The sequence below is a fragment of the Hydrogenophaga sp. H7 genome (genome assembly GCF_002025745.1).
In the GTDB taxonomy this organism is placed as follows: Bacteria; Pseudomonadota; Gammaproteobacteria; order Burkholderiales; family Burkholderiaceae_C; genus Hydrogenophaga; species Hydrogenophaga pseudoflava.
Genome location: NZ_MCIC01000018.1, coordinates 15,435 through 36,541, shown reverse-complemented (window position 1 = coordinate 36,541; position 21,107 = coordinate 15,435). Strand labels below are relative to the sequence as shown.

Here is a 21,107-nt window from a genome sequence, read left to right as displayed (position 1 = left end):
TCTTGGGGTGGTGGTGGAAGAACTCAGGGGGAAACGGGTGGGTTCAGCTGCACAGGGCCTTGATGTCTGCGGGCACGGGAATCGCCTTGATGCGGTCGGGCGTCTCCGGCGGGCGTATCACGAAGGCGCGTGTTTCCGTGCCCTCGCACAGCACGTCATCGCCCCGTTTCACCACGTGCCGGTGGATGAACACCTTGTCGCGCCATTCGATGACGCTGGTGTGCACCTGCAGCCGCTCGCCGTAGGTGGCGGGCTTCATGAACTTGGTGTGGATCTCCAGCAGCGGCGTGCCGATGATGCCGGTGGTCTTGACCAGCTCGCGCCAGGGCGGCACGCCGCATTGCACGAAGAAGTTCAGCGACGAGGCGTCCATCCATTTGCTGAAGTTGGGGAAGAAGACGATGCCGGCGGGATCGCAGTCGCCGAACATCACCTCCACCTCGTAGACAACGGTCTTGCTCATGGTGGTCCGTTCAGCGGGGCGCCATGCGCAGGGCGCCGTCCAGGCGGATCACCTCGCCGTTGAGGTGGCCGTTGCTGACGATGTGTGCAGCCAGCTGGGCGAACTCCTCGGGCTTGCCCAGACGTTGCGGGAACGGGATGCTCTTGGCCAGGGATTCCTGCACCGGCTCGGGCAGTTCCTTGAGCAGCGGTGTGGCGAACAGGCCGGGTGCGATGGTGCAGACGCGGATGCCGTGCTGCGCCAGGTCGCGCGCCATCGGCAGCGTCATGCCGGCCACGCCGGCCTTGGACGCGCTGTAGGCCTGCTGGCCCACCTGGCCGTCGAAGGCGGCGACGCTGGCGGTGAAGACCATCACGCCGCGCTCGCCGTCTTCCATCGGCTCCAGCTTGGCGCAGGCGGCGGCGAACAGGCGGGCCGCGTTGTAGGTGCCGATCAGGTTGACGTTGATCACGCGGGCGAAGTCGGCCAGCGGCGCGGCGTTGCCGTCCTTGCCGACCACGCGCTTGGCACTGCCGATGCCGGCAATCTGCATCAGGATGCGCGCCGGGCCGTGGGCCGCGGCGGCGGCCTCGACAGCGGCCTGCATGCTGTCCGGGTCCGACACGTTGCATTGCACCGCCACGCCGCCGATGTCCTTGGCGACGCGCTGGGCGTTCTCGAGGTTGAGGTCGAGCACCGCGACCCTGGCGCCCAGGCGGGCCAGTTCACGCGCCGTGGCTTCGCCGAGGCCGGAACCCCCACCGGTGACGAGGGCCGCTTGTCCTTGGATGTTCATGTCAGTGTCCTTCCGGGTTCTCAATGAGGAGGGCAATGCCCTGGCCACCGCCCACGCAGGCGCTGGAGATGCCGTACTTCTTGCCGCTGCGCTGCAGCTCGCGCGCCAGGGTCAGCGTCAGGCGCACGCCGGTCGCGGCCAGCGGGTGGCCCAGCGCGATGGCGCCGCCGTTGACGTTGAGCCTGTCGATGTCCATGCCCAGTTCCTTCGCGACCGCGAGGGTCTGCGCGCCCTGGGCTTCGTTGACCTCGAAGCGCGCGATGTCGTCGAGCTTCAGGCCGGTGCGCTCCAGCAGCAGGCGGATGGCGGGGGCCGGGCCGATGCCCATGATCTCGGGCGGCACGCCCACGGCGGCCGCGGCGACCACGCGCGCCAGGGGCTTGCGGCCTTGCGTCTTCGCATAGGCGCCCGAGCTCACCACGCAGGCCGCGGCCGCGTCGACCAGGGCCGAGCTGTTGCCGCCGGTCTGCACGCCGTTCTCGAACACCGGCTTGAGCTTGGCCAGCACCTCGACCGGCGACAGGCGCGGGTGGGTGTCGGTCGAGACCTCGGTCACTTTGCCCTGCAGGCGGATGCCGCGCGCCTTGTAGCCCTCGATCTCGAACTTCTCGCTGACCACGGGCACGATCTCGCCGGCCAGGAACCCGCTCTCCTGCGCGGCCACGGCCTTGGCAAAGGACGAGGAGGCGAACACGTCGACTTCCTCGCGGGTGATGCCGTATTTCTTCGCCAGGTTCTCGGCGGTCTGGATCATGTTGATGCCGGCCGCCGGGTCCTTGAGCGCCTCCCACATGTAGTCCTTGAACCCCACCGGCGAACCGAGCTTGAAGCCGGTGCGGTGGTCGAAGGCGGCGATGGGGTTGCGCGTCATGCTTTCGGTGCCGACCACCAGCGCCACGTCGGCGGCGCCACCCTGGATGTGTTCACCCGCCTGGCGGAACAGCTCGAAGCCGGTGCCGCAGATGCGCTGCGCCATGATGGCGGGCACCTCGACCGGCACGCCGGCGTACAGGCCGATGTGGCGCGGCAGGAAGAACTGGTCGAAGTCACCAGGCGCCATGTTGCCGGTGACCACCGAGCCGATCTCGCTGGGCGCGACGCCGGCGCGGGCCAGCGCCGCGCGCGCGGCCTTGATGCCCAGGTCGGTCGGCGAGATGTGGCCGAGCGCGCCGCAGTAGTCCACCATCGGCGTGCGCACGCCGTCGAGGATCACCACATCGGCGAACGCGTTGAAGAAGCCTTTGCTGGCCATCGGAAGCTCCTCAGATCGACGGCTTGATGATGTAGCGCAGGCCGTCGCTGTGCAGCTTGGCCACCGTGTCGGCGCGGTGCGTCAGCACGGCGCGCTGGTTGATCGAACCCTTGTCGGTGATCTCGCCACGGTCGATGGTGGGCGGGTCGGCCAGCAGGCACAGGCGCGCGATGCGGTTGGCCGAGCCGGTGGCGTTGCGCGCCAGTTCGTCCACGATTTTCTGGAACTGGGCGAGCACGCCGGGGGTGTCGAGCACATCGTGCAGCGACGCGTCGGCCGGCAGGTCCGAGAGCTGGCGCACGGCCGGGGTCGGGAACACCATGGCGCCCACCTCCTTCATGTTCAGACCGGTCAGCACCACGTCCTGGATGTAGGGCGCGCCGGCCGCGATGATCTTGCCGCGCAGCGGTCCCACGCTGACGAAGGTGCCGGTGGCGAGCTTGAAGTCCTCGGCGATGCGGCCGTCGAACTTCAGGCCCTGGTGCACATCGGTCTCGTCGATCCACTTGACCGCGTCGCCGGTCTTGAAGAAGCCTTCCTCGTCGAAGGCCTCGGCGGTTTCCTCGGGCTGGCGCCAGTAGCCGGGTGTGATGTTCGGGCCTTTGTAGCGGACCTCGGTCTTGCCCTGCATGTCGACCAGCTTGAGTTCCAGGCCCGGCGTCGGCAGGCCCAGGTCGCCGGCGTTCACGTTGGGGCTGGTGACAAAGATGCCGAAAGGACCGGACTCGGTCATGCCCAGGCCGGTGCCCATGACGATGCGCTCGCCCACCTCGCGCTCGGCGCTCTCAAACAGGCTGTCCCAGATCGGCTGGGCCAGCGCGGCGCCGGCGTAGAAAAACATGTTGACCTTGGCCAGCAGGGTCTTGCGCAGCAGGTCGTCGGTCTTCATCGCGTTGGCAATCGCTTCGAAACCGGTCGGCACGTTGAAGTAGACCGTGGGCGAGATCTCGCGCAGGTTGCGCAGGGTCTCGTGCATCAGCGCGGGCGTGGGCTTGCCGTCGTCGATGTAGAGCGTGCCGCCGTGGTAGATCACCATGCCGAAGTTGTGGTTGCCGCCGAAGGTGTGGTTCCAGGGCAGCCAGTCCACCAGCACCAGCGGCTTCTCGGCCAGCACCGGCATCGAGGCCGCCATCTGCGCCTGGTTCGCGCACCACAGACGCTGCGTGTTGATGACCGCCTTGGGCATCTTGGTCGAGCCCGAGGTGAACAGGAACTTGGCGATGGTGTCGGGGCCGGTGGCGGCCATCGCGGCGTCGACCGCGGGTGTCGGCTCGGTGGCCATCAGGGCGGCGAAAGAGGTCGTGTCGCGGCCCGGCACCGTGCCGTTCGTGCAGACCAGTTCCACGTCCTCGGCCACGGTGGCGAGCATGGCGCGGCTGTAGCGCAGCGCGTCGCTGGCGAACACCATCCCCGGTGTGAGCGTCTTGATGACGTGCTTGAGCTTGTCGTAGTCCTGGCTGATCAGCGAGTAGGCCGGCGAGGTCGGGCAGTAGGCGACGCCGGCGTAGAGGCAGCCCAGCGCGAGCAGTGCGTGTTCGAGGTCGTTCTCGCTGAGGATCAGCACCGGGCGCTCGGCCGAGAGGCCGCGGTTGAGCAGGCCCTGGCCGATGCGGCGCGCGGCGTCCAACGCCTGCGCGAAGCTGATGTGCTTCCAGTCGCCGCTGCTGCCGTCGACGTTCTTCACGCGGCGCGCAAACAGGGTCTGGTCCGGGCGCTCCTTCGCCCAGTGCACCAGCCGGTCGGTCAGGCGCTCGGGGTAGGGGCCCAGGTCCTGGTCGGCGCGCAGGTAGTGCACGCCGGTCTCGCCGTCGCGCACGGTGGCGCGGGTCACGCCGAACTTCAGGGGGCGGTATTTCGCTGTGCTCACGTAGTCTCCTCGGGTCTTCTGTGCGGCGTCTGTTCGGTCAGTCGGCTTTCTTGACTTTTGCCGCCTTGCCTTCGAGGAAAGCGCGCACGCGCTCCTTGGCTTCCGGCGCCGACTGCGCAATGGATGCCATCAGCGCTTCGGTGAACAGGCCATGGTCGGCCGGCTGTTCGGCAATGCGGGGCAGGGCGTGCATGAGCGCGAAATTGGTCATGCGCGCGTTGGTGGCGATGCGCGTCGCCAGCTCGATGGCCTTCTCGCGCGCGGTGCCGCCGGGCACCAGGTACTGCGACAGGCCCACGCGCTCGCCATCGGCGGCGTTGTAGACGCGGCCGGTGAGCATCATGTCGGTCATGCGGGCGGCCCCGATCAGCTTGGGCACGCGCACCGCGCCACCGCCGCCGACGAAGATGCCACGCGTGCCTTCGGGCAGGGCATAGAAGGTGGTCTCGTCGGCCACGCGGATGTGGCAGGCGCTGGCCAGCTCCAGGCCACCACCCACCACCGCACCGTGCAGGGCGGCGATGACAGGCACGGTGCCCTTCTCGACGCATTCCAGCGCGGCGTGCCACATGCGCGAATGGAACACGCCTTCGGCGGCGTCGCGCTCGCTGAGTTCCGACAGGTCCAGGCCGGCGCAGAAGTGTTCGCCCTCGCCATCGACCACGGCCGCGCGCACACTGGCGGGCAGGTTCTGGAAGGCGTCGCGGATGGCCAGGATGAGGCCGTCGTTCAGCGCGTTGCGCTTGGCGGGCCTGTTCATGGTGACGATGGCGATTTCCTGTTGCTCGCCGTGCAGCTGCACGCTCAGGTCGGGGTGTTGGAACGTCATGATGGTGAGGATTTCTGCGCTTGTTGAGTGTTGAAATTATTGTTATAAACAATAACCAAATCAAGCGAGACATCCTCCAATCTCATCAGTACTTACCCTAGTGAGGAAACAGCATGGACCACCAGAACCTGATCGCCATCGACATCCACACCCACGCCGAAGTGAGCTGCTGGAACCCGTTCGACAACTACGGCGAGGAGTACGACCGCGCCGCCGACAAGTACTTCGGCAGCAACCGCCGACCGACCATCGAAGAGACGGTGGCCTACTACCGCGAACGCAAGATCGGCCTGGTGATGTTCACCGTGGACAGCGAGTCCAAGCTGGGCCGCCGGCGCATTCCGAACGAGGAGATCGCCAAGGCCGCGCGCGACAACAGCGACATGATGATCGCCTTCGCCAGCATCGACCCGCACAAGGGCAAGATGGGGGCGCGCGAGGCCGAGCGCCTGATCAAGGAAGAGGGCATCAAGGGCTTCAAGTTCCACCCCACGGTGCAGGGCTACCACCCCTACGACAAGATGGCCTGGCCGATCTACGAGGTGATCAACGCCCACAAGCTGCCCGCCATCTTCCACACCGGGCACAGCGGCATCGGATCGGGCATGCGCTGCGGCGGCGGGCTGCGGCTGGAGTACAGCAACCCCATGCACTTGGACGACGTGGCGATCGACTTCCCCGACATGCAGATCGTCATGGCGCACCCCAGCTTCCCCTGGCAGGACGAGGCGCTGTCGGTGGCCACGCACAAGCCCAACGTCTGGATCGACCTCTCGGGCTGGAGCCCGAAGTACTTCCCCAAGCAGCTGGTGCAGTACGCCAACACGCTGCTCAAGGACCGCATCCTGTTCGGCAGCGACTACCCGCTGATCACGCCCGAGCGCTGGATGAAGGACTTCGAGGTCGCAGGCTTCAAGCCCGAGGTGATGCCCGGCATCCTCAAGGGCAATGCCGTGCGCCTCCTCGGGCTGTCCTGACCGGGGCGTTCAGTCGCCCCAGACCTCGCGGGCGGTTTCCACCACCAGCGCCAGCTTGCGGCGCTGGTCTTCCACGGCGATGTTGTTGCCGTGCACGGTGGACGAGAAGCCGCACTGCGGGCTCAGTGCCAGCTGGTCAAGCGGTGCGTACTGCGCGGCCTCGGCGATGCGGCGCTTGAGGTCGTCCTTGCTTTCCAGCTGCCCGAACTTGGTGGTCACCAGACCCAGCACCACGGTCTTGCCGGGCTTGAGGAAGCGCAGCGGCCGGAAGTCGCCCGAACGGTCGTCGTCGTACTCCATGAAATAGGCGTCCAGGTGCATCTCCGAGAGCAGGGCCTCGGCCACCGGCTCGTAGTTGCCGGCCGCCGCGTGGGTGCTCTTGAAGTTGCCGCGGCACAGGTGCATGCACAGGGTCATGCCGGCCGGCTTGCGCGCCACCACCTTGTTGATGAAGGCTGCGTAGCGGTGCGGCAGCTCGTTGGGGTCGTCGCCGCGCTGGCGCGCCGCCTCGCGCATCTTCTCGTCGCAGAGGTAGGCCATGTTGGTGTCGTCCATCTGCACATAGGTGCAGCCCGCGTCGGCCAGGCTCTGCAGCTCGTCGCCATAGGCCTTGGCCACGTCGTCGTAGAACACCGGGTCCAGTTCGGGGTAGGCCTCCTTGCTGATGCCGGCGCGGCCGCCGCGGAAGTGCAGCATGGTGGGCGAGGGGATGGTGACCTTGGGCACCAGGCCGCTGATGCCCAGCGCCTCCACCTGCGACTTGAGGTACTGGAAGTCGGCCAGCTGGATGTTCTTGGCGTGGCGCACCTTGTCGATCACGCGGATCACCGGCGGCGCCAGTTCTTCGGTGCCGTCGGGCCGCACGATGGTCACCGGGATGTCGGTCTTCACGCCGCCGAGCTGCTCCAGGAAGTCGATGTGGAAATAGGTGCGGCGGAACTCGCCGTCGGTGATCGACTTCAGGCCCACGTCGGCCTGGAACTTCACGATCTCGGTGATGGCCTTGTCCTCCACGGCGCGCAACTGCTCGGCCGTGATCGACTTCTTGTTGAAAAACTGGTCGCGCGCTTCCAGCAGGTAGGCCGGGCGCAGGAAGGAGCCGACGTGGTCGGCACGGAACGGGATGCGGGTGCTCATGGTGTCTCCGTGTGGTGGTTGCCAGCGGCATCGTAGCCAACACAACGGCGTTCTGACTGGATACAGAGACTCATGGATTTCCCTGATATCGGGTTCTCTCTGAGGGAAATTTCAGGGTTTCTGTATACATTGGGTATCCATGAACACGGTCCAGGACCTTCAAGCCGATGCAGCGCTCGCCTCCACACCCAGCGGGTCGTCCGAGACTGCCCAGGTGCGCGCGCTGCTGCAGCTGCGCGAGCTGATCCTCTCGGGCGAACTGCCCGGTGGCACCCGCATTGCGGAGCTGGCCATCGTCGAGCGGCTGGGCATGTCGCGCACCCCGATCCGCGCCGCGCTGGTGCGTCTGGAGCAGGAAGGCCTGCTAGAAGCCCTGCCCAGTGGGGGCTATGTGGTGCAGAGCTTTTCCGAGCGCGACGTGGCCGACGCCATCGAGCTGCGCGGCACGCTCGAAGGCCTGCTGGCCCGGCTGGCGGCCGAACGCGGCGCGCCCCTGGTGGTGCTGGCCGAGGCGCGCCAGTGCCTGGACCGCATCGACGCGCTGCTGACCGCGCCCAAGCTCGACGACGAGGCGTTTTCGGCCTACGTCGCGCTCAACAGCCATTTCCACGCACTGCTCTACGAACTGGCCGACAGCCCCACCATCACGCGCCAGCTGGAGCGCGCTGCCAGCCTGCCGTTCGCCTCGCCCTCGGGCTTCGTGCTGCTGCAGGCGCAGTCCACGCGGGCGCGCGACATGCTCATCGTCGCGCAGGACCAGCACCGGCAGGTGCTGGACGCGATCGAGCAGCGCGAGGGCGCGCGCGCCGAAGCCATCATGCGCGAGCACTCGCGGCTGGCCCGCCGCAACCTGGTCGACGTGCTGGCGGCCCACCCTTCCGAACCACTGGCCGGCAACATGCCGGCGATCCGCATGATCCGGCGCCGCCGCTGAACCCATCCATCCCGTTTTTCAACCCAAGGAGACACCCATGAAGCTCATTCCCCGTCGCACCGCCCTGGCCACCCTGGGCGCGGTGGCTGCCCTGGCGACGGCCGGGACCGCGATGGCCCAGACCGTGACGCTGCGCCTGCACCAGATGCTGCCGCCGCAGGCCACCATTCCCGCCCGTGCCATCGTGCCCTGGGCGCAGAAGGTCGAGGCCGAGTCCGGCGGCAAGATCAAGGTGCAGCTGTTCCACGCCATGCAGCTGGGCGGCGCGCCGCCGCAGCTGTTCGACCAGGCCAAGGACGGTGTGGTCGACCTGACCTGGACGGTGCTGGGCTACACGCCGGGGCGCTTTCCCAAGACCGAGGTGTTCGAACTGCCGTTCATGAGCAGCTCGGCCGAGGCTTCGTCCAAGGCTATCCAGGAATACGTCGAGAAGTTCGCCGCCGACGAGTTCAAGGACGTCAAGCTGATTGCCGTGCACACCCACGGCCCCGGCCTGTTCCACACCAAGCAGCCGGTGGTGGGCCTGGAGTCGCTGCGCGGCATGAAGATCCGCGGCGGTTCGCGCATCATCAACAACATGCTGACCAAGCTGGGCGCCACGCCGGTGGGCATGCCGGTGCCGGCGGTGACCGAAGCCCTGTCCAAGGGCGTGATCGACGGCACCACCATTCCCTGGGAAGTGACGCCCTCGCTGAAGGTCACGGAGCTGGTGAAGAACCACACCACCTTTGCCGGCAAGGAAGGCCTGTACACGCAGACCTTTGCCTTCTCGATGAACAAGGCGTCCTACGAGAAGCTGCCGCCGGACCTGAAGAAGGTGATCGACAACAACTCGGGCCAGGTGGCCGCGGCGCTGTTCGGCAAGGCCATGGACGACGGCGACAAGGCCGGGCGCGAGATCGCCGTCAAGGCCGGCAACAAGATCACCGAGCTGGAGCTGGCCGAGGTGCAGCGCTGGAAGCGCACCGCCTCGACGGTGGAGACCGACTGGGTCAACGAGGTGAAGGCCAAGGGCATCGACGGCGCCAAGCTGGCGTCCGAGGCGCGTGCGCTGATCGCCAAGTACAACAAGTAAACCGCCCGATCAGTGACCAGACGAGGGGCTGCCGGCTACGGTCGGCAGCCCTTTTCTGTTGGGGTGATTCGCATCAAACGACTTGGTCGGGTCGGTGGACCTTTGCACCCGGATGGCTCATCCCCGCGCGCAGCACCGAGCCACTGGTCGACTCGGTGCAGTACAGCGTCTTGCGCTCCGGCCCGCCGAAGGCGAGGTTGGTGAGCGAGGCGCCGGTCTCGGCGCGCAGCACCTGCACCGGCTCGGCCCGGTGGTTGAGCACCCACACATAGGCCAGTCCCGGGTTGGCCACCAGCAGCTGGCCCGCGCTGTCCATGGCCAGTCCGTCGGGGCCGCTGGGGCCGTAGGAGGTGAAGAACTGCCCGGCCTTGGACACGCCGCCGTCGGCCAGCAGCGGCATGCGCCAGACGCAGTTGCCACGTGTGGCGGCGACGAGCAGGAATTTCTCGTCCAGCGACAGCACGATGCCGTTGGGGCTGGGCACGTTGGCCAGCAGCAGGTCCAGCCGGCCCGAAGGGCTGAGCCGGTAGACGCGGCCCGTGGGGTCGTGCAGGCCGGTCTGGCCCTGGTCGGTGAAATACAGGTTGCCCTGTGAGTCGAACGTGAGGTCGTTCAGGCCCTTGAAGCTCTCGGTGTTGCGCCGGCCCAGGTGGGGCCGCACCGCGCCGCTGCGGCTGTCCACCACCATCAGGCCGTTGCGGTAGTCGGTCACCAGCAGCTCGGTGGCGTTCAGGAACTTCATGCCGTTGGGCTCGCCGTCCCACTGCGCCACCAGTTCCCACTCGCCTTGCGGGTCGATGCGGAACACGCGCCCGAACGGGATGTCGGTCACGTAGAGGTTGCCGGCGCCGTCGAACACCGGGCCTTCGAGGAACGAGTCGACCTCGCGCCCGCCCATGTTGGCGTCGCTCCACACCGTGCGCTGGCGCTGGCGGAAGCGCGCGGGCAGGGTGGTGAAAACGTCGAGTGCGCGGACTTCGGGCGGCTGGAGCAGGAACATGGTGACCTCAGGCGAAGCGGGCGATGGCGGACACCTTACTGCTTCTCGAACGCCGTGTTGGTCACCACCTTGCCCCAGCCGTCGGTGCTGTCCTTGAGCAGCTTGGCGAACTCGTCGGCACCGGCGTGGCGCGGCTCGGCGCCCATGCCGGTGGCAAAGGCCTTCATGTCGTCGGTGGCCATGGCGGTGGCGATCTCCTTCTGCAGGCGCTGCACCACTTCGGCCGGCGTGCCCTTGGGCGCCCACAGGCCGGTCCAGTTGACCACGCCGCGCCACGACACACCGGCCTGCTGGAAGGTCGGCACGTCGGGCAGGGCGGCCAGGCGCTGGTCGCCGCTGACGGCCAGCAGGCGCAGCTTGCCGCCCTTGACGTTGCCCATCAGCCCGGTGGTGGAGGCGATCTGGAAGTCGATGGTCTGCGAGAGCAGGCCTGCCGTGGCTTCGCCCGCGCCCTTGTAGGGGATGTGCATGAAGTTCACGCCGCTGGCGATGCCCAGGGCCTCGCTCGCGAAGTGCGGCGTGGTGCCGGGGCCGCCGGTGCCATAGGTGACGGTGTTGGGCGCGGCCTTGGCCTGCGCGGTCAGATCGGCCAGGGTCTTGTATTTGGAGCCGGCGTTGACTGCCAGACCCATGGGTGCGAACACATAGGCGCTCACCGGCACCAGCTGCGTGGCGTGGTCGAACGGCAGCTTCCTGAAGATGTGCGGCAGCAGCGAGTAGGTGGTGTCGTTGGCCAGCAGGGTGTAGCCGTCGGGCTGGGCCTGGGCCACGAAGTTGGCGCCGATGGTGCCGGTGGCGCCGGGCTTGTTTTCCACGATGAAGCTCTGGCCGGTCTGCTCGGTGAGCTTCTGTGCCATCTTGCGCGTGACCACGTCCACGGCGCCGCCGGGTGCGTAGGGCACGACGATCTTGACGATCTTCGAAGGCCAGGCGGACTGGGCCTGGGCGGTGCCGGCCAGCAGGCCGAGGCAGGCGAGGGCGGTGGCCGAGAGCAGCGCGCGGCGTGCATTGAATGTGTTCATGAATGTCTCCGTTGTGGTGTGGGTCAGGCGGTGGCGGCTTCGCTGCGGGCCAGCACCGCCAGCGTGTTCTGCGCGGCGGCCACGCCCATGTTCACATAGGCGTCGCTGGTCACGCCGCCGATGTGCGGGCTGAGCACGAAGCCGGGCTGGCCGTGGAAGATGTGCGGCACGGTCATGGGTTCGACGGCGAAGCTGTCCAGCCCCGCCATGCGCACCTGGCCCGACTGCACGGCGGCCAGCAGGGCGGGCTCGTCGATCAGGCCGCCGCGCGCGGTGTTCACCACGATCACGCCCGGCTTGCAGCGCGCCAGCGTCTGCGCGTTGATGAGTCCCTTGTTCTCGGGCGTGAGCGGGCAGTGCAGCGAGATCGCGTCGGCCTCGCGCCAGAGCGTTTCCAGGTCCACTGCGCTCACGTAATCGGGCAGGTTCTTCGCGAACGGGTCGAAGCCGATCACGCGCAGGCCCATGGCGTCGGCCATCTTCGCAAAGCGCAGGCCGATGGCGCCCAGGCCGACCAGGCCCACCGTGCGGCCGCCCAGCTCCAGGCTCTTGTGCGTGGCCTTGTCCCAGTGGCCGTCGTGCATGCGCTGGTTCAGCTGCACGACCGACTTGGCACAGGCCAGCAGCAGGGCCATCGCCTGTTCGGCCACGGCCGCCGCGTTGGCGCCCACGGCGGCCGTCACGGCGATGCCGCGTTCGGCGGCGGCCGCCTTGTCGATGGTGTCGGTGCCGCTGCCGTGTTTGGAGATCACGCGCAGCGCGGGTGCTGCGTCCATGGTCTCGGCGTTCACGCCGCTGTAGCGCACGATGATGCCGACCGGGTTGTGCGCGCGCGCCAGCGCCACGATGTCGTCCTGCGTCGGCGTCTTGCCGGCAAACACCACCTCGTACCCGCTCAGCAGGGCCAGCGCCTGCGGCGCCAGGTCCGCGGCGGTCACGAGAATGACGGGCTTGGTGCTCACAGGGTCTCTCCTTCCTTGAGCACGCCAGCCGCCACCAGCGAGGCGGTCAGCCACGAGGCCGAGGTGTTGCCTTGCTGGATCTGGGCGATGCGTTTGGCCTCGGCCTGCACCTTGTGTTCGGCCAGCGGCAGCAGGCCGGGCAGCACTTCGCGCTCGACCACCACCACGCCGTCGCCGTCGCCGATGACGAAGTCGCCCGGATGCACCGTCACGCCGCCGATGCTGATGGGGTGACCGATGCGGCCGCCGTTGTTCTTGGTGGGGCCGTTGGGGTTGGTGCCGACCGAGAAGACCGGGTAGTCCATCTCGTCGATCTCCAGGCTGTCGCGCACCGCGCCGTCCACCACCACGCCGGCCAGTCCGAGCTGGCGGCAGGCGGTCATCATGATCGTGCCCATCAGGGCCGAGGTCTGGTCGCCCTTGCCATCGATCACCAGCACGTCGCCGGGTTTGGCCAGCGCGATGGCGGCGTGGATCATGAGGTTGTCCCCGGGGCGCACCTCGACGGTGAAGGCCGGGCCGGCCACCTTCATGCGCGGGCGCAGCGCCTGGATGCGCCCGTGCAGCGCGCCGCGGCGGCCGTTGATGTCGGAGAAGATGGCCGGCTGGAACCGGGCGGCCTGCGCCACCAGATCGGGCGCGACGCGCGGGAAGTCTTTGACGATGTCGGGCTGGGACATGGGGAACTCTCGGTCGTGAAGGGGAGGGAATCAGTCCAGCGTGGCACCTGAGGCCTTGACGATGGGCGCCCAGCGCGCGAGGTCGCTCCTGATCAGGCTGCCGAAGGCTTCGGGCGTGCCGCCGAGCACGTCGGCGCCCTGGTCGCTCAGCTTCTTTTTCACGTCGGCCGACTGCAGGGCCTTGTTGATCTCGGCGTTGAGCACGGCGACGATGTCCTTGGGTGTGCCCGCCGGTGCGACGAAGCCGAACCAGGTGACGGCCTCGAAGTCCTTCACGCCCGACTCGGCGATGGTGGGCACCTGGGGCAGGTCGTCCACGCGCTTGAGCGAGGTCACCGCGATCGGGCGCATCTTGCCGGTCTTGATCTGGCCGATCAGTGTGGGCACGGAGGACAGGTACAGCTCCACACGGCCGCTGACCACGTCGGTGGCTGCCTGGGCGGCGCCCTTGTAGGGCACGTGGGTGAAGTCGACGCCGGCCGACTTCTGGAACAGCACGCTGGCCAGGTGCGCCACGGTGCCGTTGCCCGAGAAGGCCATGTTCAGCGAACCCGGCTTGGCCTTGGACGCGGCCACCACCTCGGTCAGCGACTTGAAGGGCGAGGACTCGCCCACGACCATCACCAGCGGCGCATTGGCGACCAGGCCGACGGGGGTCAGGTCCTTGACCGAGTCGTACGGCATCTTGCTGTAGAGCGTCGGGTTGATCGCCAGGTTGCTGGTCTGGCCCAGCGCGATGGTGTAGCCGTCGGCCGGCGACTTGGCCACCACGTCGATGCCGATGTTGCCGCCGGTGCCTGGGCGGTTCTCGATCACGAAGTTCCAGCCCTTGGTGGTCTGGATCTTGGTGGTCACCTCGCGGGCGATCAGGTCGGTGCCGCCACCGGCCGGGAAGGGCACGATGACCTTGATGGGCTTGGCGGGGTAGGCCTGGGCGAAGGCGGCACCGGTGGCCAGCAGCAGGCTGGCGGCGGCGAGGGCGTGGCGGCGGGAAAGGTTCATGTCTTGTCTCCGGATGTCGGTGGATGGTGGTGGCCGCAGCGGTGGGGTTGCGGCTGGGGCGGACTGTACGGACGTGTTTCGTTCAATACAATGCTGTTTCAATAGTTGAAACACAGGCCAAGGCATGAAACCCTCCCGAAAAACCGCCGAGGCGCCCGAGACGGCCGACGCCGAGAGCAGCACCGGCGGCGTGACCGCCGTCACCCGCGCGCTGCGCGTGCTGGAGTGTTTCGGCATGGACGACCCCCAGCTCACGCTGGCCGAGATGAGCCGGCGCACCGGCATGCACAAGACCACCACGCTGCGCCTGGCGCGCACGCTGGCGGCCGAGAACTACCTGGTGCAGAAGGAGGACGGCAGCTGGCGCCTGGGCCGCGCGGCGGGCTGGCTGGGCGCGTGTTACCAGGCGGTGTTCGACGTGCACGAGGTGGTGGAGCCGGTGCTGCGCGCGCTGACGGTGCAGACCGGCGAGAGCGCCTCGTTCTACGTGCGCGAAGGCCAGCAGCGCCAGTGCCTGGCGCGGGTGGACGGGCCGCAGACCATCCGCCACCACGTGCGCGTGGGCATCGGCCTGCCGCTGAACCTGGGGGCGCCGGGGCGCGTGATCCTGGCGTTTTCGGGCGAGCCGGGCGAGCCCTACGAATTGATCCGCCGCCGGGGCTTCCACCTGTCCATGGGCGAGCGCGAGCCGGAGGTGTCCAGCGTGTCGGCGCCGGTGTTCGGGCTGCACTGGCGGCTGCTGGGCTCGGTCTGCATCTCGGGGCCGACGGCGCGCCTGCCGGAAGCGCGGCTGATGGAACTGGCGCAAACGGTGATGACCGCGGCCAACGAACTGTCGTATGCGATCGCGGGCACGCGGCGGCCGTCGCCTGCCGGGGGTGCCGCGGCGACCTGGCACCCATGACCCGGCCCGGTCGGAATGTCGTGAAATTAACTGTCTGGTACAGAGCAAACCGGCATAGCTGAAAGTCGCACCTGCTGCTTTTCAATAGGTGGCAAAGCGCGCACAGTGCAGCCGTTCTTCCGGGCTCCGGAAGCAGCCGACTGAGTTTCACCCTTTCCCCTGGACTTCGCTTTCATGAACATGCTTCGCCGCGGCGCGCTGATCGCGCTGGCTTCCCTCGGTTTCTCCGGTCTGGCCCAGGCCCAGACCGTCACCCTTCGCCTGCACCAGTTCCTGCCCCCGCAGGCGGTGATCCCCGCCAAGGCCATCATTCCCTGGGCCCGCAAGATCGAGGCCGAGTCCGGCGGCCGCATCAAGATCCAGGACTTCCACGCCATGCAGATGGGTGGTTCGCCGCCCCAGCTGTTCGACCAGGCGCGCGACGGCGTGGCCGACATCACCTGGACGGTGCTGGGCTACACGCCGGGCCGCTTCAACAAGTCCGAGGTGTTCGAGCTGCCGTTCATGTGCACCGGCGGCCCGGAGAAGTGTTCGCGCGCCTTCCACGAGTACGTGGAGAAAAACGCAGCCGACGAGTTCAAGTCGGTCAAGCTGCTGGCCGCCCACACCCACGGCCCCGGCCTGTTCCACACCAAGCAGCCGGTGACAGGGCTGGAAAGCCTGCGCGGCATGAAGATCCGCGGTGGCTCGCGCATCATCAACAACATGCTGGTCAAGCTCGGCGCCACACCCGTGGGCATGCCGGTGCCGGCGGTGACCGAAGCCCTGTCCAAGGGCGTGATCGACGGCACCACCGTGCCGTGGGAAGTCGCGCCGTCGATCAAGATCACCGAACTGGTCAAGAACCACACCAGCTTCGCCGGCAAGGACGGGCTGTTCACGCAGACCTTCGCATTCGTGATGAACCGTGCGGCCTACGACAAGCTGCCGGCCGACCTGAAAAAGGTGATCGACAACAACTCGGGCATCGAACTGGCGGCGTCGTTCGGTCGCGCCATGGACGAGGGCGACAAAGCCGGACTGGCGCTGGCGCAGAAGGCCCGCAACAACCTGGTGGCGCTCGACGTGGCCGAGACCCAGCGCTGGCGCCGCACCGCGTCGGTGGTCGAGTCCGACTGGGTGACGGAAATGAAGGGCAAGGGCATTGATGGCGCCAAGCTGGCGTCCGAGGCCCGCGCCCTGGTGGCGAAGCACAACAAGTAACAGCCTGAGGTCAGGGTCTTCGATTTCTTAATTAGAAATCAGTTTACCCATGTGAAATCATGAGATAGAGTCTCGCGCGCCCCCCGGAGGGCGCGCGCAGACCGTGTGAGAGACAATGAGCGCCCCGTGACGCTCAAGACAACAAAGGACCCGAGGATGATTTCGTTCATTTACCGCCTGGCCAACTGGACGGCCATCGTCGGCGGGATCGTGCTGGTGGCGCTGACGCTGATGGTGGTGGCCAGCGTGGCCGGTCGCGCCATGATCGGACTGGGTCTGGGGCCCGTGCCCGGCGACTTCGAACTGGTCGAGGTCGGCGTGGGCATTGCCATCTTCTACTTCCTGCCCTGGTGCTACCTGCGCGGCGGGCATGCCACGGTGGACCTGCTCTACATGCACATGCCCGCCTGGTTCAAGAAGGGCGTGGACCTGTTCAGCGATGTGGCCATGCTGCTGGTCTGGCTGGTGCTGACCTGGAAGCTCTGGGAAGGCATGCTGGAGAAGAAGGAATACCTGGAGACCACCTTCATCCTGCAGATGCCCATCTGGTGGGCCTATGCCTTCTGCCTGGTGGGTGCGGTGATCGGCTGCATCTGCTACGTCGCCAAGACCCTCACCCGTCTGGGCCTGGCGTCCGAGCCCAAGGGCTGGACCGTCGAAGCCAACGTCAGCCACTGAGACCGAGAGCCCGAGCATCATGAGCAACATCCAACTGGCCCTCTGGTCCTTCCCCTTCCTGCTGCTGCTGATCTTTGTGCGCGTGCCGATCGGCCTGTCCATGCTGCTGTGCGGCCTGGGCGGCTCCTGGGTCATCTACGGCAACGCCGACCCGATCCTCAACCAGCTCAAGCAGGTCACGTTCACCACCTTCTCGAACTACAACCTCTCGGTGATCCCGCTGTTCCTGCTGATGGGACAGTTCGCGGCGCTGGGCGGGCTCTCCCGCGCGCTGTTCAAGGCGGCCGAGGCCTGGATCGGCCACCGCAAGGGCGGTGTGGCGATGGCGGCCGTGGGTGCCTGTGCCGGCTTCGGCGCCATCTGCGGTTCCTCGCTGGCCACCGCGGCCACCATGGGACAGGTGGCCCTGCCCGAACTCAAGCGCGCCGGCTACGCCGGTGGCATCTCCACCGCCTGCCTGGCGGCTGGCGGCACGCTGGGCATCCTGATCCCGCCGTCGGTGGTGCTGGTGATCTACGCCATCCTGACCGAGCAGAACATCGCCAAGCTGTTCCTGGCCGCCTTCGTGCCCGGCATCCTGGCGGCCATCGGCTACATGATCACCATCGCCATCTACGCGCGCCTCAAGCCGCAGGAGATGGGCACCATGGCGCCCATGCCCATGAAGGACCGCATCGCCGCCACCGTGGCCACCTGGCCCGTGATCGCGATCTTCCTGGTGGTGGTCGGTGGCATCTACACCGGCATCTTCACGCCCACCGAGGGCGCGGCCATCGGGGCCTTCTGCACCGGCATCGCGGCCTGGGCCAGCGGCGGTCTCAACCGCAAGACCCTGCTGGACTCGGTGCTGGGCACCGCGGTCGCCACCGGCATGATTTTCATGATCGTGCTGGGAGCCGGCCTCTACAACACCTTCCTGGCGCTGTCGCAGCTGCCGCAGGAAGCCGCCGGTGCGGTGGCCGGCTGGGGGCTGAGCCCGATCCTGGTGCTGATCGCCATCCTGGTGCTGTATGTGATCCTGGGCTGCTTCATGGACTCGCTGTCCATGATCCTGCTGACCATCCCGGTGTTCTTCCCCATCATCATGGCGCTGGACTTCGGCCTACCGCCCGAAGAGCTGGCCATCTGGTTCGGCATCCTGGTGCTGATCGTGGTGGAGGTGGGGTTGATCACGCCACCGGTGGGCATGAACCTGTTTGTCATCAACTCGATGGCCAAGGACACGCCGATCACCCACACCTACCGCGCCATCCTGCCTTTTGTCACCAGCGACTTCGTGCGCACCGCCATCCTGGTGGCGTTCCCGTCGATCACGCTGTTCGTGCTGCGCCTGTGATCCTGTGCACCGGCTATCGAGACCTTGAATAGCTGAATGGGCCCGCGAGCGATTGCGGGCCTTTTTTCTGCTGGATACATTGACTTTCGTTCCCGACCACACCACCACAAGGAGACTTCCATGAGCTGTTCCGTTTCTCCGCTGCGCCGCGGCCTGCTGGCATCGGCCCTGGCGCTGTCCGCGCTGGGCATCGCTTCCACCGCACAGGCGCAAACCTTCCCGAGCAAGCCGCTGCGCATCGTGGTGCCGTTCGCCGCGGGCGGTGCGGGCGACCTCACGGCCCGCATCGTGGGCGCCGAGCTGAGCACCTCGCTGGGCCAGCCGGTGACGATCGAGAACCGGCCCGGTGCCGGGGGCGTGGTGGCTGCCGACACGGTGGCGCGCGCCGAGCCCGACGGCCACACGATGTTCCTGATGTCCAACGGCACCGCCGTCACGGCCAGCCTGTTCAAGAGCCTGCCCTACGACACGCTCAAGGACCTGGCGCCGGTCTCGACCCTGGGCACCTTCGACCTGGTGGTGGTGGTGCCGGCAGAGTCGCCGTTCAAGACCCTGGGCGAACTGGTCGCGTTCGCCAAGGCCAACCCCAACAAGCTCAACATCGGCAGCATCAACATCGGCAGCACGCAGAACCTGGCGGCCGAGCTGTTCAAGTCCAGCGCCGGCATCGACGCGCAGGTCGTGCCGTTCAAGGCCACGCCGGAACTGGTCGGCGCGCTGCGCGGCAAGCAGGTGGACGTGGGCGTGGAGATCCTCGGACCCACGCTGACCCAGATCAAGGCCGGCGCCTTCCGCGCCCTGGCCGTCACCGGCAAGAAGCGTTCGAGCATCCTGCCCGAGGTGCCGACCGCGGTGGAGCAGGGTGTCAAGGACTTCCAGGCCTCGTCCTGGAACGCGCTGGCCGTGCCCGGCAAGACGCCGCGCCCGGTGATCGACCGGCTGAACAAGGACATCGTCGCCGCGCTGGCCAAGCCCGAGGTGAAGAAGAAGCTGGCCGACCTGAACATCGACGCCGATGCCAGCACGCCGGAGGAAGCGGCAGCGCTGCTGGCTTCCGACATCAAGCGCTGGGGCGCGGTCATCGAGCGCGCGAACATTCCCAAGCAGTGAGGACCGCATGAGCGACGTGCGCATCGGCCTGATCGGCTACGGCGAGGTGGGCCGTGCCTTGACGGCCGGCCTCAAGGACCAGGCCGCCTGGACCGGTGCCTGGGACCTGAAGTTCTCGGACCCGGCGCTGCGTGACGAGCCGCTGGCGCATGCGGCGGCGGCCGGCGTCGTTGCCTGCGACAGCGCCGCTGCGCTGTGCGCCCAGGCCACGCTGCTGATCTCGGCGGTGACGGCGAGCAACACGCTCGCGGTGGCCGAAGCGGTGGCGCCGCACGTCCGGCCGGGCAGTGTGTTCCTGGACCTCAACTCGGCCTCGCCCGGTACCAAGCAGAAGGCCGCGGCGCTGATCGATGCGGCCGGCGCGCACTATGTCGAGGCCGGGGTCATGACCTCGGTGCCGCCCTACGGCATCCGCGTGCCCATGCTGCTCGGCGGCGCGCACGCCGCGCGCCTGCAGCCGGTGCTGGCGGCGCTGGGCATGGACGCCCAGGTCGCCAGCGAACAGCTGGGCATCGCATCGGCCACCAAGATGTGCCGCAGCGTGATGATCAAGGGCCTGGAGGCGCTGGTGATTGAGAGCTACGCCACCGCGCGGCACTATGGTGTCGAGGACGCGATGATCGCCACGCTGCAGGAAACCTTTCCCGGCATCGACTGGACCAGGCAGGGCGCCTACTTCTTCAGCCGCGTGGCCCAGCACGGCAAGCGCCGCGCCGAGGAGATGCGCGAGGTGGCGAACACCGTGCGCGAGGCCGGCTTCGAGCCCTTCATGGCCTCGGCCATTGCGCTCAAGCACGACTGGATGGCGGCGCAGGCGCGCGCGGGGCACTTCGCGGGCCTGGGCCCCAATCCGCCGTGGAAGGACTACGCGGACCAACTGCTCGCCCACCGTCCCGCCGCGAACGATCCGCTGTCCTGATCGCCAGGACTGCCTCCCATGCTCGACATCCTGGCCATCACCGGCCCGATTTTCCTCTGCATCGCCCTGGGCTATCTGATCACCCGCGGTGGCCTGTTCGACCGCGGCGACATGCGCGTGTTCGGCAAGTTCCTCATCAACCTCGCGCTGCCGGCGCTGCTGTTCAACGCGCTGTCGCAGCGCAGCGTGGGCGAGATCTTCAACGGCCCTTACCTGGCGGCCTATGCGCTGGGCGGCCTGATCATGCTGGCCGGCACCGTGCTCTGGTACCGCAAGGTGGCGCATGAAGGCATGGCCCGCTCGGCCATCATGGCCATGGGCATGACCTGCCCCAACAGCGGCTATGTCGGTTACCCGGTGATGCTGCTCACGCTGGGCGCGCCGGTGGCCGGTGTCGCGCTGGCGCTGAACATGGTGGTGGAGAACCTGCTGATCATCCCCATCCTGCTGGCGCTGGCCGACATGGAACGGCACGAGGCCGGCCACTGGCGACAGCTGGTGATGCAGACGCTGCAGGGGCTGGCGCGCAACCCGCTGATCATCGCCATCGTGGCGGGCTTCCTGGTGTCGGCGCTCGGCATTCCCATGCCGTCGCCGGTCTCGCGCACCGTCACGCTGTTCGCGCAGGCCAGCAGTGCGCTCTCGCTGTTCGTGATCGGCGGCAGCCTGGTGGGCCTGAAGCTGCAGGGCCTGCGCGCGGCGGTGGCGCAGATTGGCGTGGGCAAACTGGTGCTGCACCCGCTGTGCCTGCTGGCGGTGATGACCTGGCTGGTGCCGATCGGCGATCCGCAGCTGAAGGTGGCGCTGCTGCTGACCGGCGCCCTGCCGACGATGGGCATCTACGCCATCCTGGCCCAGCGCCACGGCCACGAGGGCCTGGCCTCGGCGGCGCTGCTGGTGGGCACACTGGCCTCGTTCTTCACGCTAAGCGGCCTGCTCTGGCTGCTGCGCCACAGCGCTGGCTGGCTGGGCTGACCAACCA

The 21,107-nt window shown here is 67.7% G+C and carries 21 protein-coding genes; 10 read left to right on the top strand and 11 right to left on the bottom strand.

Features of this window, described 5'->3' with window-relative positions:
* Positions 1-43: 43 nt before the first annotated feature.
* Genes BC358_RS17845 through BC358_RS17825 form a run of 5 tightly spaced genes read right to left on the bottom strand, consistent with a single transcriptional unit; the run spans position 44 to position 5,186 of the window.
* Positions 44-463: a thioesterase family protein gene (locus tag BC358_RS17845; RefSeq protein ID WP_079366876.1), complete on the bottom strand. Its 420-nt coding sequence runs from the start codon at positions 461-463 to the stop codon at positions 44-46.
* 10 nt (positions 464-473) lie between these two features.
* Positions 474-1,238: an SDR family NAD(P)-dependent oxidoreductase gene (locus BC358_RS17840; protein ID WP_066150303.1), complete on the bottom strand. Its 765-nt coding sequence runs from the start codon at positions 1,236-1,238 to the stop codon at positions 474-476.
* Position 1,239: 1 nt separating this feature from the next.
* Positions 1,240-2,490, bottom strand: coding sequence for a thiolase family protein (locus tag BC358_RS17835; protein ID WP_079366875.1), 1,251 nt, complete (start codon positions 2,488-2,490; stop codon positions 1,240-1,242).
* A gap of 10 nt (positions 2,491-2,500) precedes the next feature.
* Positions 2,501-4,357, bottom strand: coding sequence for a feruloyl-CoA synthase (locus BC358_RS17830; protein ID WP_079366874.1), 1,857 nt, complete (start codon positions 4,355-4,357; stop codon positions 2,501-2,503).
* Positions 4,358-4,394: 37 nt separating this feature from the next.
* Positions 4,395-5,186, bottom strand: coding sequence for a crotonase/enoyl-CoA hydratase family protein (locus BC358_RS17825; protein ID WP_066150310.1), 792 nt, complete (start codon positions 5,184-5,186; stop codon positions 4,395-4,397).
* Between the two features lie 113 nt (positions 5,187-5,299).
* On the opposite strand from BC358_RS17825, the gene BC358_RS17820 reads away from it, so the two are divergent.
* Positions 5,300-6,163, top strand: a complete 864-nt coding sequence (locus BC358_RS17820; RefSeq protein ID WP_079366873.1) for an amidohydrolase family protein — start codon at positions 5,300-5,302, stop codon at positions 6,161-6,163.
* 9 nt (positions 6,164-6,172) lie between these two features.
* Here the strand turns inward: BC358_RS17820 and BC358_RS17815 are convergent, their stop codons facing one another.
* Entirely contained in the window at positions 6,173-7,300 is a 1,128-nt protein-coding gene (locus BC358_RS17815) for a 5-methyltetrahydropteroyltriglutamate--homocysteine S-methyltransferase (protein ID WP_066150315.1), read from the bottom strand.
* A gap of 139 nt (positions 7,301-7,439) precedes the next feature.
* Here BC358_RS17815 and BC358_RS17810 point away from each other — a divergent pair, with 139 nt between their 5' ends.
* Together BC358_RS17810 and BC358_RS17805 are read left to right on the top strand one after the other, a co-directional pair.
* Positions 7,440-8,234 (top strand): GntR family transcriptional regulator, encoded by a 795-nt coding sequence (locus BC358_RS17810; RefSeq protein WP_079366872.1) that lies wholly within the window; start codon positions 7,440-7,442, stop codon positions 8,232-8,234.
* A 37-nt stretch (positions 8,235-8,271) separates the two neighbouring features.
* Positions 8,272-9,309, top strand: coding sequence for a TRAP transporter substrate-binding protein (locus BC358_RS17805; protein ID WP_066150321.1), 1,038 nt, complete (start codon positions 8,272-8,274; stop codon positions 9,307-9,309).
* Between the two features lie 73 nt (positions 9,310-9,382).
* Here BC358_RS17805 and BC358_RS17800 read toward each other — a convergent pair whose 3' ends face one another.
* The 5 genes from BC358_RS17800 to BC358_RS17780 are packed head-to-tail and all read right to left on the bottom strand — an operon-like array spanning position 9,383 to position 13,975.
* A complete protein-coding gene (locus tag BC358_RS17800; RefSeq protein ID WP_079366871.1) occupies positions 9,383-10,309 on the bottom strand; it encodes an SMP-30/gluconolactonase/LRE family protein in 927 nt (308 codons plus the stop codon).
* 35 nt (positions 10,310-10,344) lie between these two features.
* Positions 10,345-11,331, bottom strand: coding sequence for a tripartite tricarboxylate transporter substrate binding protein (locus BC358_RS17795; protein ID WP_079366870.1), 987 nt, complete (start codon positions 11,329-11,331; stop codon positions 10,345-10,347).
* A gap of 23 nt (positions 11,332-11,354) precedes the next feature.
* Positions 11,355-12,293: an NAD(P)-dependent oxidoreductase gene (locus BC358_RS17790; RefSeq protein WP_079366869.1), complete on the bottom strand. Its 939-nt coding sequence runs from the start codon at positions 12,291-12,293 to the stop codon at positions 11,355-11,357.
* Positions 12,290-12,973 carry an RraA family protein gene (locus tag BC358_RS17785; RefSeq protein ID WP_079366868.1) on the bottom strand — a complete coding sequence of 228 codons (684 nt, stop codon included), beginning with the start codon at positions 12,971-12,973 and terminating at the stop codon, positions 12,290-12,292. The genes BC358_RS17790 and BC358_RS17785 overlap by 4 nt, the downstream gene beginning before the upstream one ends.
* 30 nt (positions 12,974-13,003) lie before the next feature.
* Positions 13,004-13,975: a tripartite tricarboxylate transporter substrate binding protein gene (locus BC358_RS17780; protein WP_066150335.1), complete on the bottom strand. Its 972-nt coding sequence runs from the start codon at positions 13,973-13,975 to the stop codon at positions 13,004-13,006.
* Between the two features lie 124 nt (positions 13,976-14,099).
* On the opposite strand from BC358_RS17780, the gene BC358_RS17775 reads away from it, so the two are divergent.
* The 7 genes from BC358_RS17775 to BC358_RS17745 all read left to right on the top strand — a co-directional run bounded on the left by BC358_RS17775 (position 14,100) and on the right by BC358_RS17745 (position 21,100).
* Entirely contained in the window at positions 14,100-14,879 is a 780-nt protein-coding gene (locus tag BC358_RS17775; protein WP_079366867.1) for an IclR family transcriptional regulator, read from the top strand.
* A gap of 174 nt (positions 14,880-15,053) precedes the next feature.
* On the top strand, positions 15,054-16,082 hold the full coding sequence (locus tag BC358_RS17770; RefSeq protein WP_066150342.1) for a TRAP transporter substrate-binding protein: 1,029 nt from the start codon (positions 15,054-15,056) through the stop codon (positions 16,080-16,082).
* Between the two features lie 156 nt (positions 16,083-16,238).
* Positions 16,239-16,760, top strand: coding sequence for a TRAP transporter small permease (locus BC358_RS17765; RefSeq protein WP_066150345.1), 522 nt, complete (start codon positions 16,239-16,241; stop codon positions 16,758-16,760).
* Positions 16,761-16,779: 19 nt separating this feature from the next.
* Complete coding sequence (locus tag BC358_RS17760; protein ID WP_066150348.1) at positions 16,780-18,096, top strand: TRAP transporter large permease; 1,317 nt, start codon at positions 16,780-16,782, stop codon at positions 18,094-18,096.
* Positions 18,097-18,216: 120 nt separating this feature from the next.
* On the top strand, positions 18,217-19,206 hold the full coding sequence (locus tag BC358_RS17755) for a tripartite tricarboxylate transporter substrate binding protein (RefSeq protein WP_079366866.1): 990 nt from the start codon (positions 18,217-18,219) through the stop codon (positions 19,204-19,206).
* Between the two features lie 7 nt (positions 19,207-19,213).
* Entirely contained in the window at positions 19,214-20,125 is a 912-nt protein-coding gene (locus tag BC358_RS17750; protein WP_079366865.1) for an NAD(P)-dependent oxidoreductase, read from the top strand.
* A gap of 18 nt (positions 20,126-20,143) precedes the next feature.
* The gene (locus BC358_RS17745; protein WP_079366864.1) at positions 20,144-21,100 is read left to right on the top strand and encodes an AEC family transporter; all 957 of its coding nucleotides are present in this window, start codon (positions 20,144-20,146) and stop codon (positions 21,098-21,100) included.
* Positions 21,101-21,107 lie beyond the last annotated feature (7 nt).

What these genes read in the sequence shown, in the direction of transcription:
- BC358_RS17750 (WP_079366865.1), top strand. Translation starts at nt 19,214, where the DNA reads ATGAGCGACGTGCGCATCGGCCTGATCGGCTACGGCGAGGTGGGCCGT.
- BC358_RS17785 (WP_079366868.1), bottom strand. Translation starts at nt 12,973, where the DNA reads ATGTCCCAGCCCGACATCGTCAAAGACTTCCCGCGCGTCGCGCCCGAT.
- BC358_RS17840 (WP_066150303.1), bottom strand. Translation starts at nt 1,238, where the DNA reads ATGAACATCCAAGGACAAGCGGCCCTCGTCACCGGTGGGGGTTCCGGC.
- BC358_RS17815 (WP_066150315.1), bottom strand. Translation starts at nt 7,300, where the DNA reads ATGAGCACCCGCATCCCGTTCCGTGCCGACCACGTCGGCTCCTTCCTG.
- BC358_RS17775 (WP_079366867.1), top strand. Translation starts at nt 14,100, where the DNA reads ATGAAACCCTCCCGAAAAACCGCCGAGGCGCCCGAGACGGCCGACGCC.
- BC358_RS17820 (WP_079366873.1), top strand. Translation starts at nt 5,300, where the DNA reads ATGGACCACCAGAACCTGATCGCCATCGACATCCACACCCACGCCGAA.
- BC358_RS17795 (WP_079366870.1), bottom strand. Translation starts at nt 11,331, where the DNA reads ATGAACACATTCAATGCACGCCGCGCGCTGCTCTCGGCCACCGCCCTC.
- BC358_RS17810 (WP_079366872.1), top strand. Translation starts at nt 7,440, where the DNA reads ATGAACACGGTCCAGGACCTTCAAGCCGATGCAGCGCTCGCCTCCACA.
- BC358_RS17805 (WP_066150321.1), top strand. Translation starts at nt 8,272, where the DNA reads ATGAAGCTCATTCCCCGTCGCACCGCCCTGGCCACCCTGGGCGCGGTG.
- BC358_RS17800 (WP_079366871.1), bottom strand. Translation starts at nt 10,309, where the DNA reads ATGTTCCTGCTCCAGCCGCCCGAAGTCCGCGCACTCGACGTTTTCACC.
- BC358_RS17745 (WP_079366864.1), top strand. Translation starts at nt 20,144, where the DNA reads ATGCTCGACATCCTGGCCATCACCGGCCCGATTTTCCTCTGCATCGCC.
- BC358_RS17835 (WP_079366875.1), bottom strand. Translation starts at nt 2,490, where the DNA reads ATGGCCAGCAAAGGCTTCTTCAACGCGTTCGCCGATGTGGTGATCCTC.
- BC358_RS17780 (WP_066150335.1), bottom strand. Translation starts at nt 13,975, where the DNA reads ATGAACCTTTCCCGCCGCCACGCCCTCGCCGCCGCCAGCCTGCTGCTG.
- BC358_RS17760 (WP_066150348.1), top strand. Translation starts at nt 16,780, where the DNA reads ATGAGCAACATCCAACTGGCCCTCTGGTCCTTCCCCTTCCTGCTGCTG.
- BC358_RS17845 (WP_079366876.1), bottom strand. Translation starts at nt 463, where the DNA reads ATGAGCAAGACCGTTGTCTACGAGGTGGAGGTGATGTTCGGCGACTGC.
- BC358_RS17765 (WP_066150345.1), top strand. Translation starts at nt 16,239, where the DNA reads ATGATTTCGTTCATTTACCGCCTGGCCAACTGGACGGCCATCGTCGGC.
- BC358_RS17770 (WP_066150342.1), top strand. Translation starts at nt 15,054, where the DNA reads ATGAACATGCTTCGCCGCGGCGCGCTGATCGCGCTGGCTTCCCTCGGT.
- BC358_RS17825 (WP_066150310.1), bottom strand. Translation starts at nt 5,186, where the DNA reads ATGACGTTCCAACACCCCGACCTGAGCGTGCAGCTGCACGGCGAGCAA.
- BC358_RS17755 (WP_079366866.1), top strand. Translation starts at nt 18,217, where the DNA reads ATGAGCTGTTCCGTTTCTCCGCTGCGCCGCGGCCTGCTGGCATCGGCC.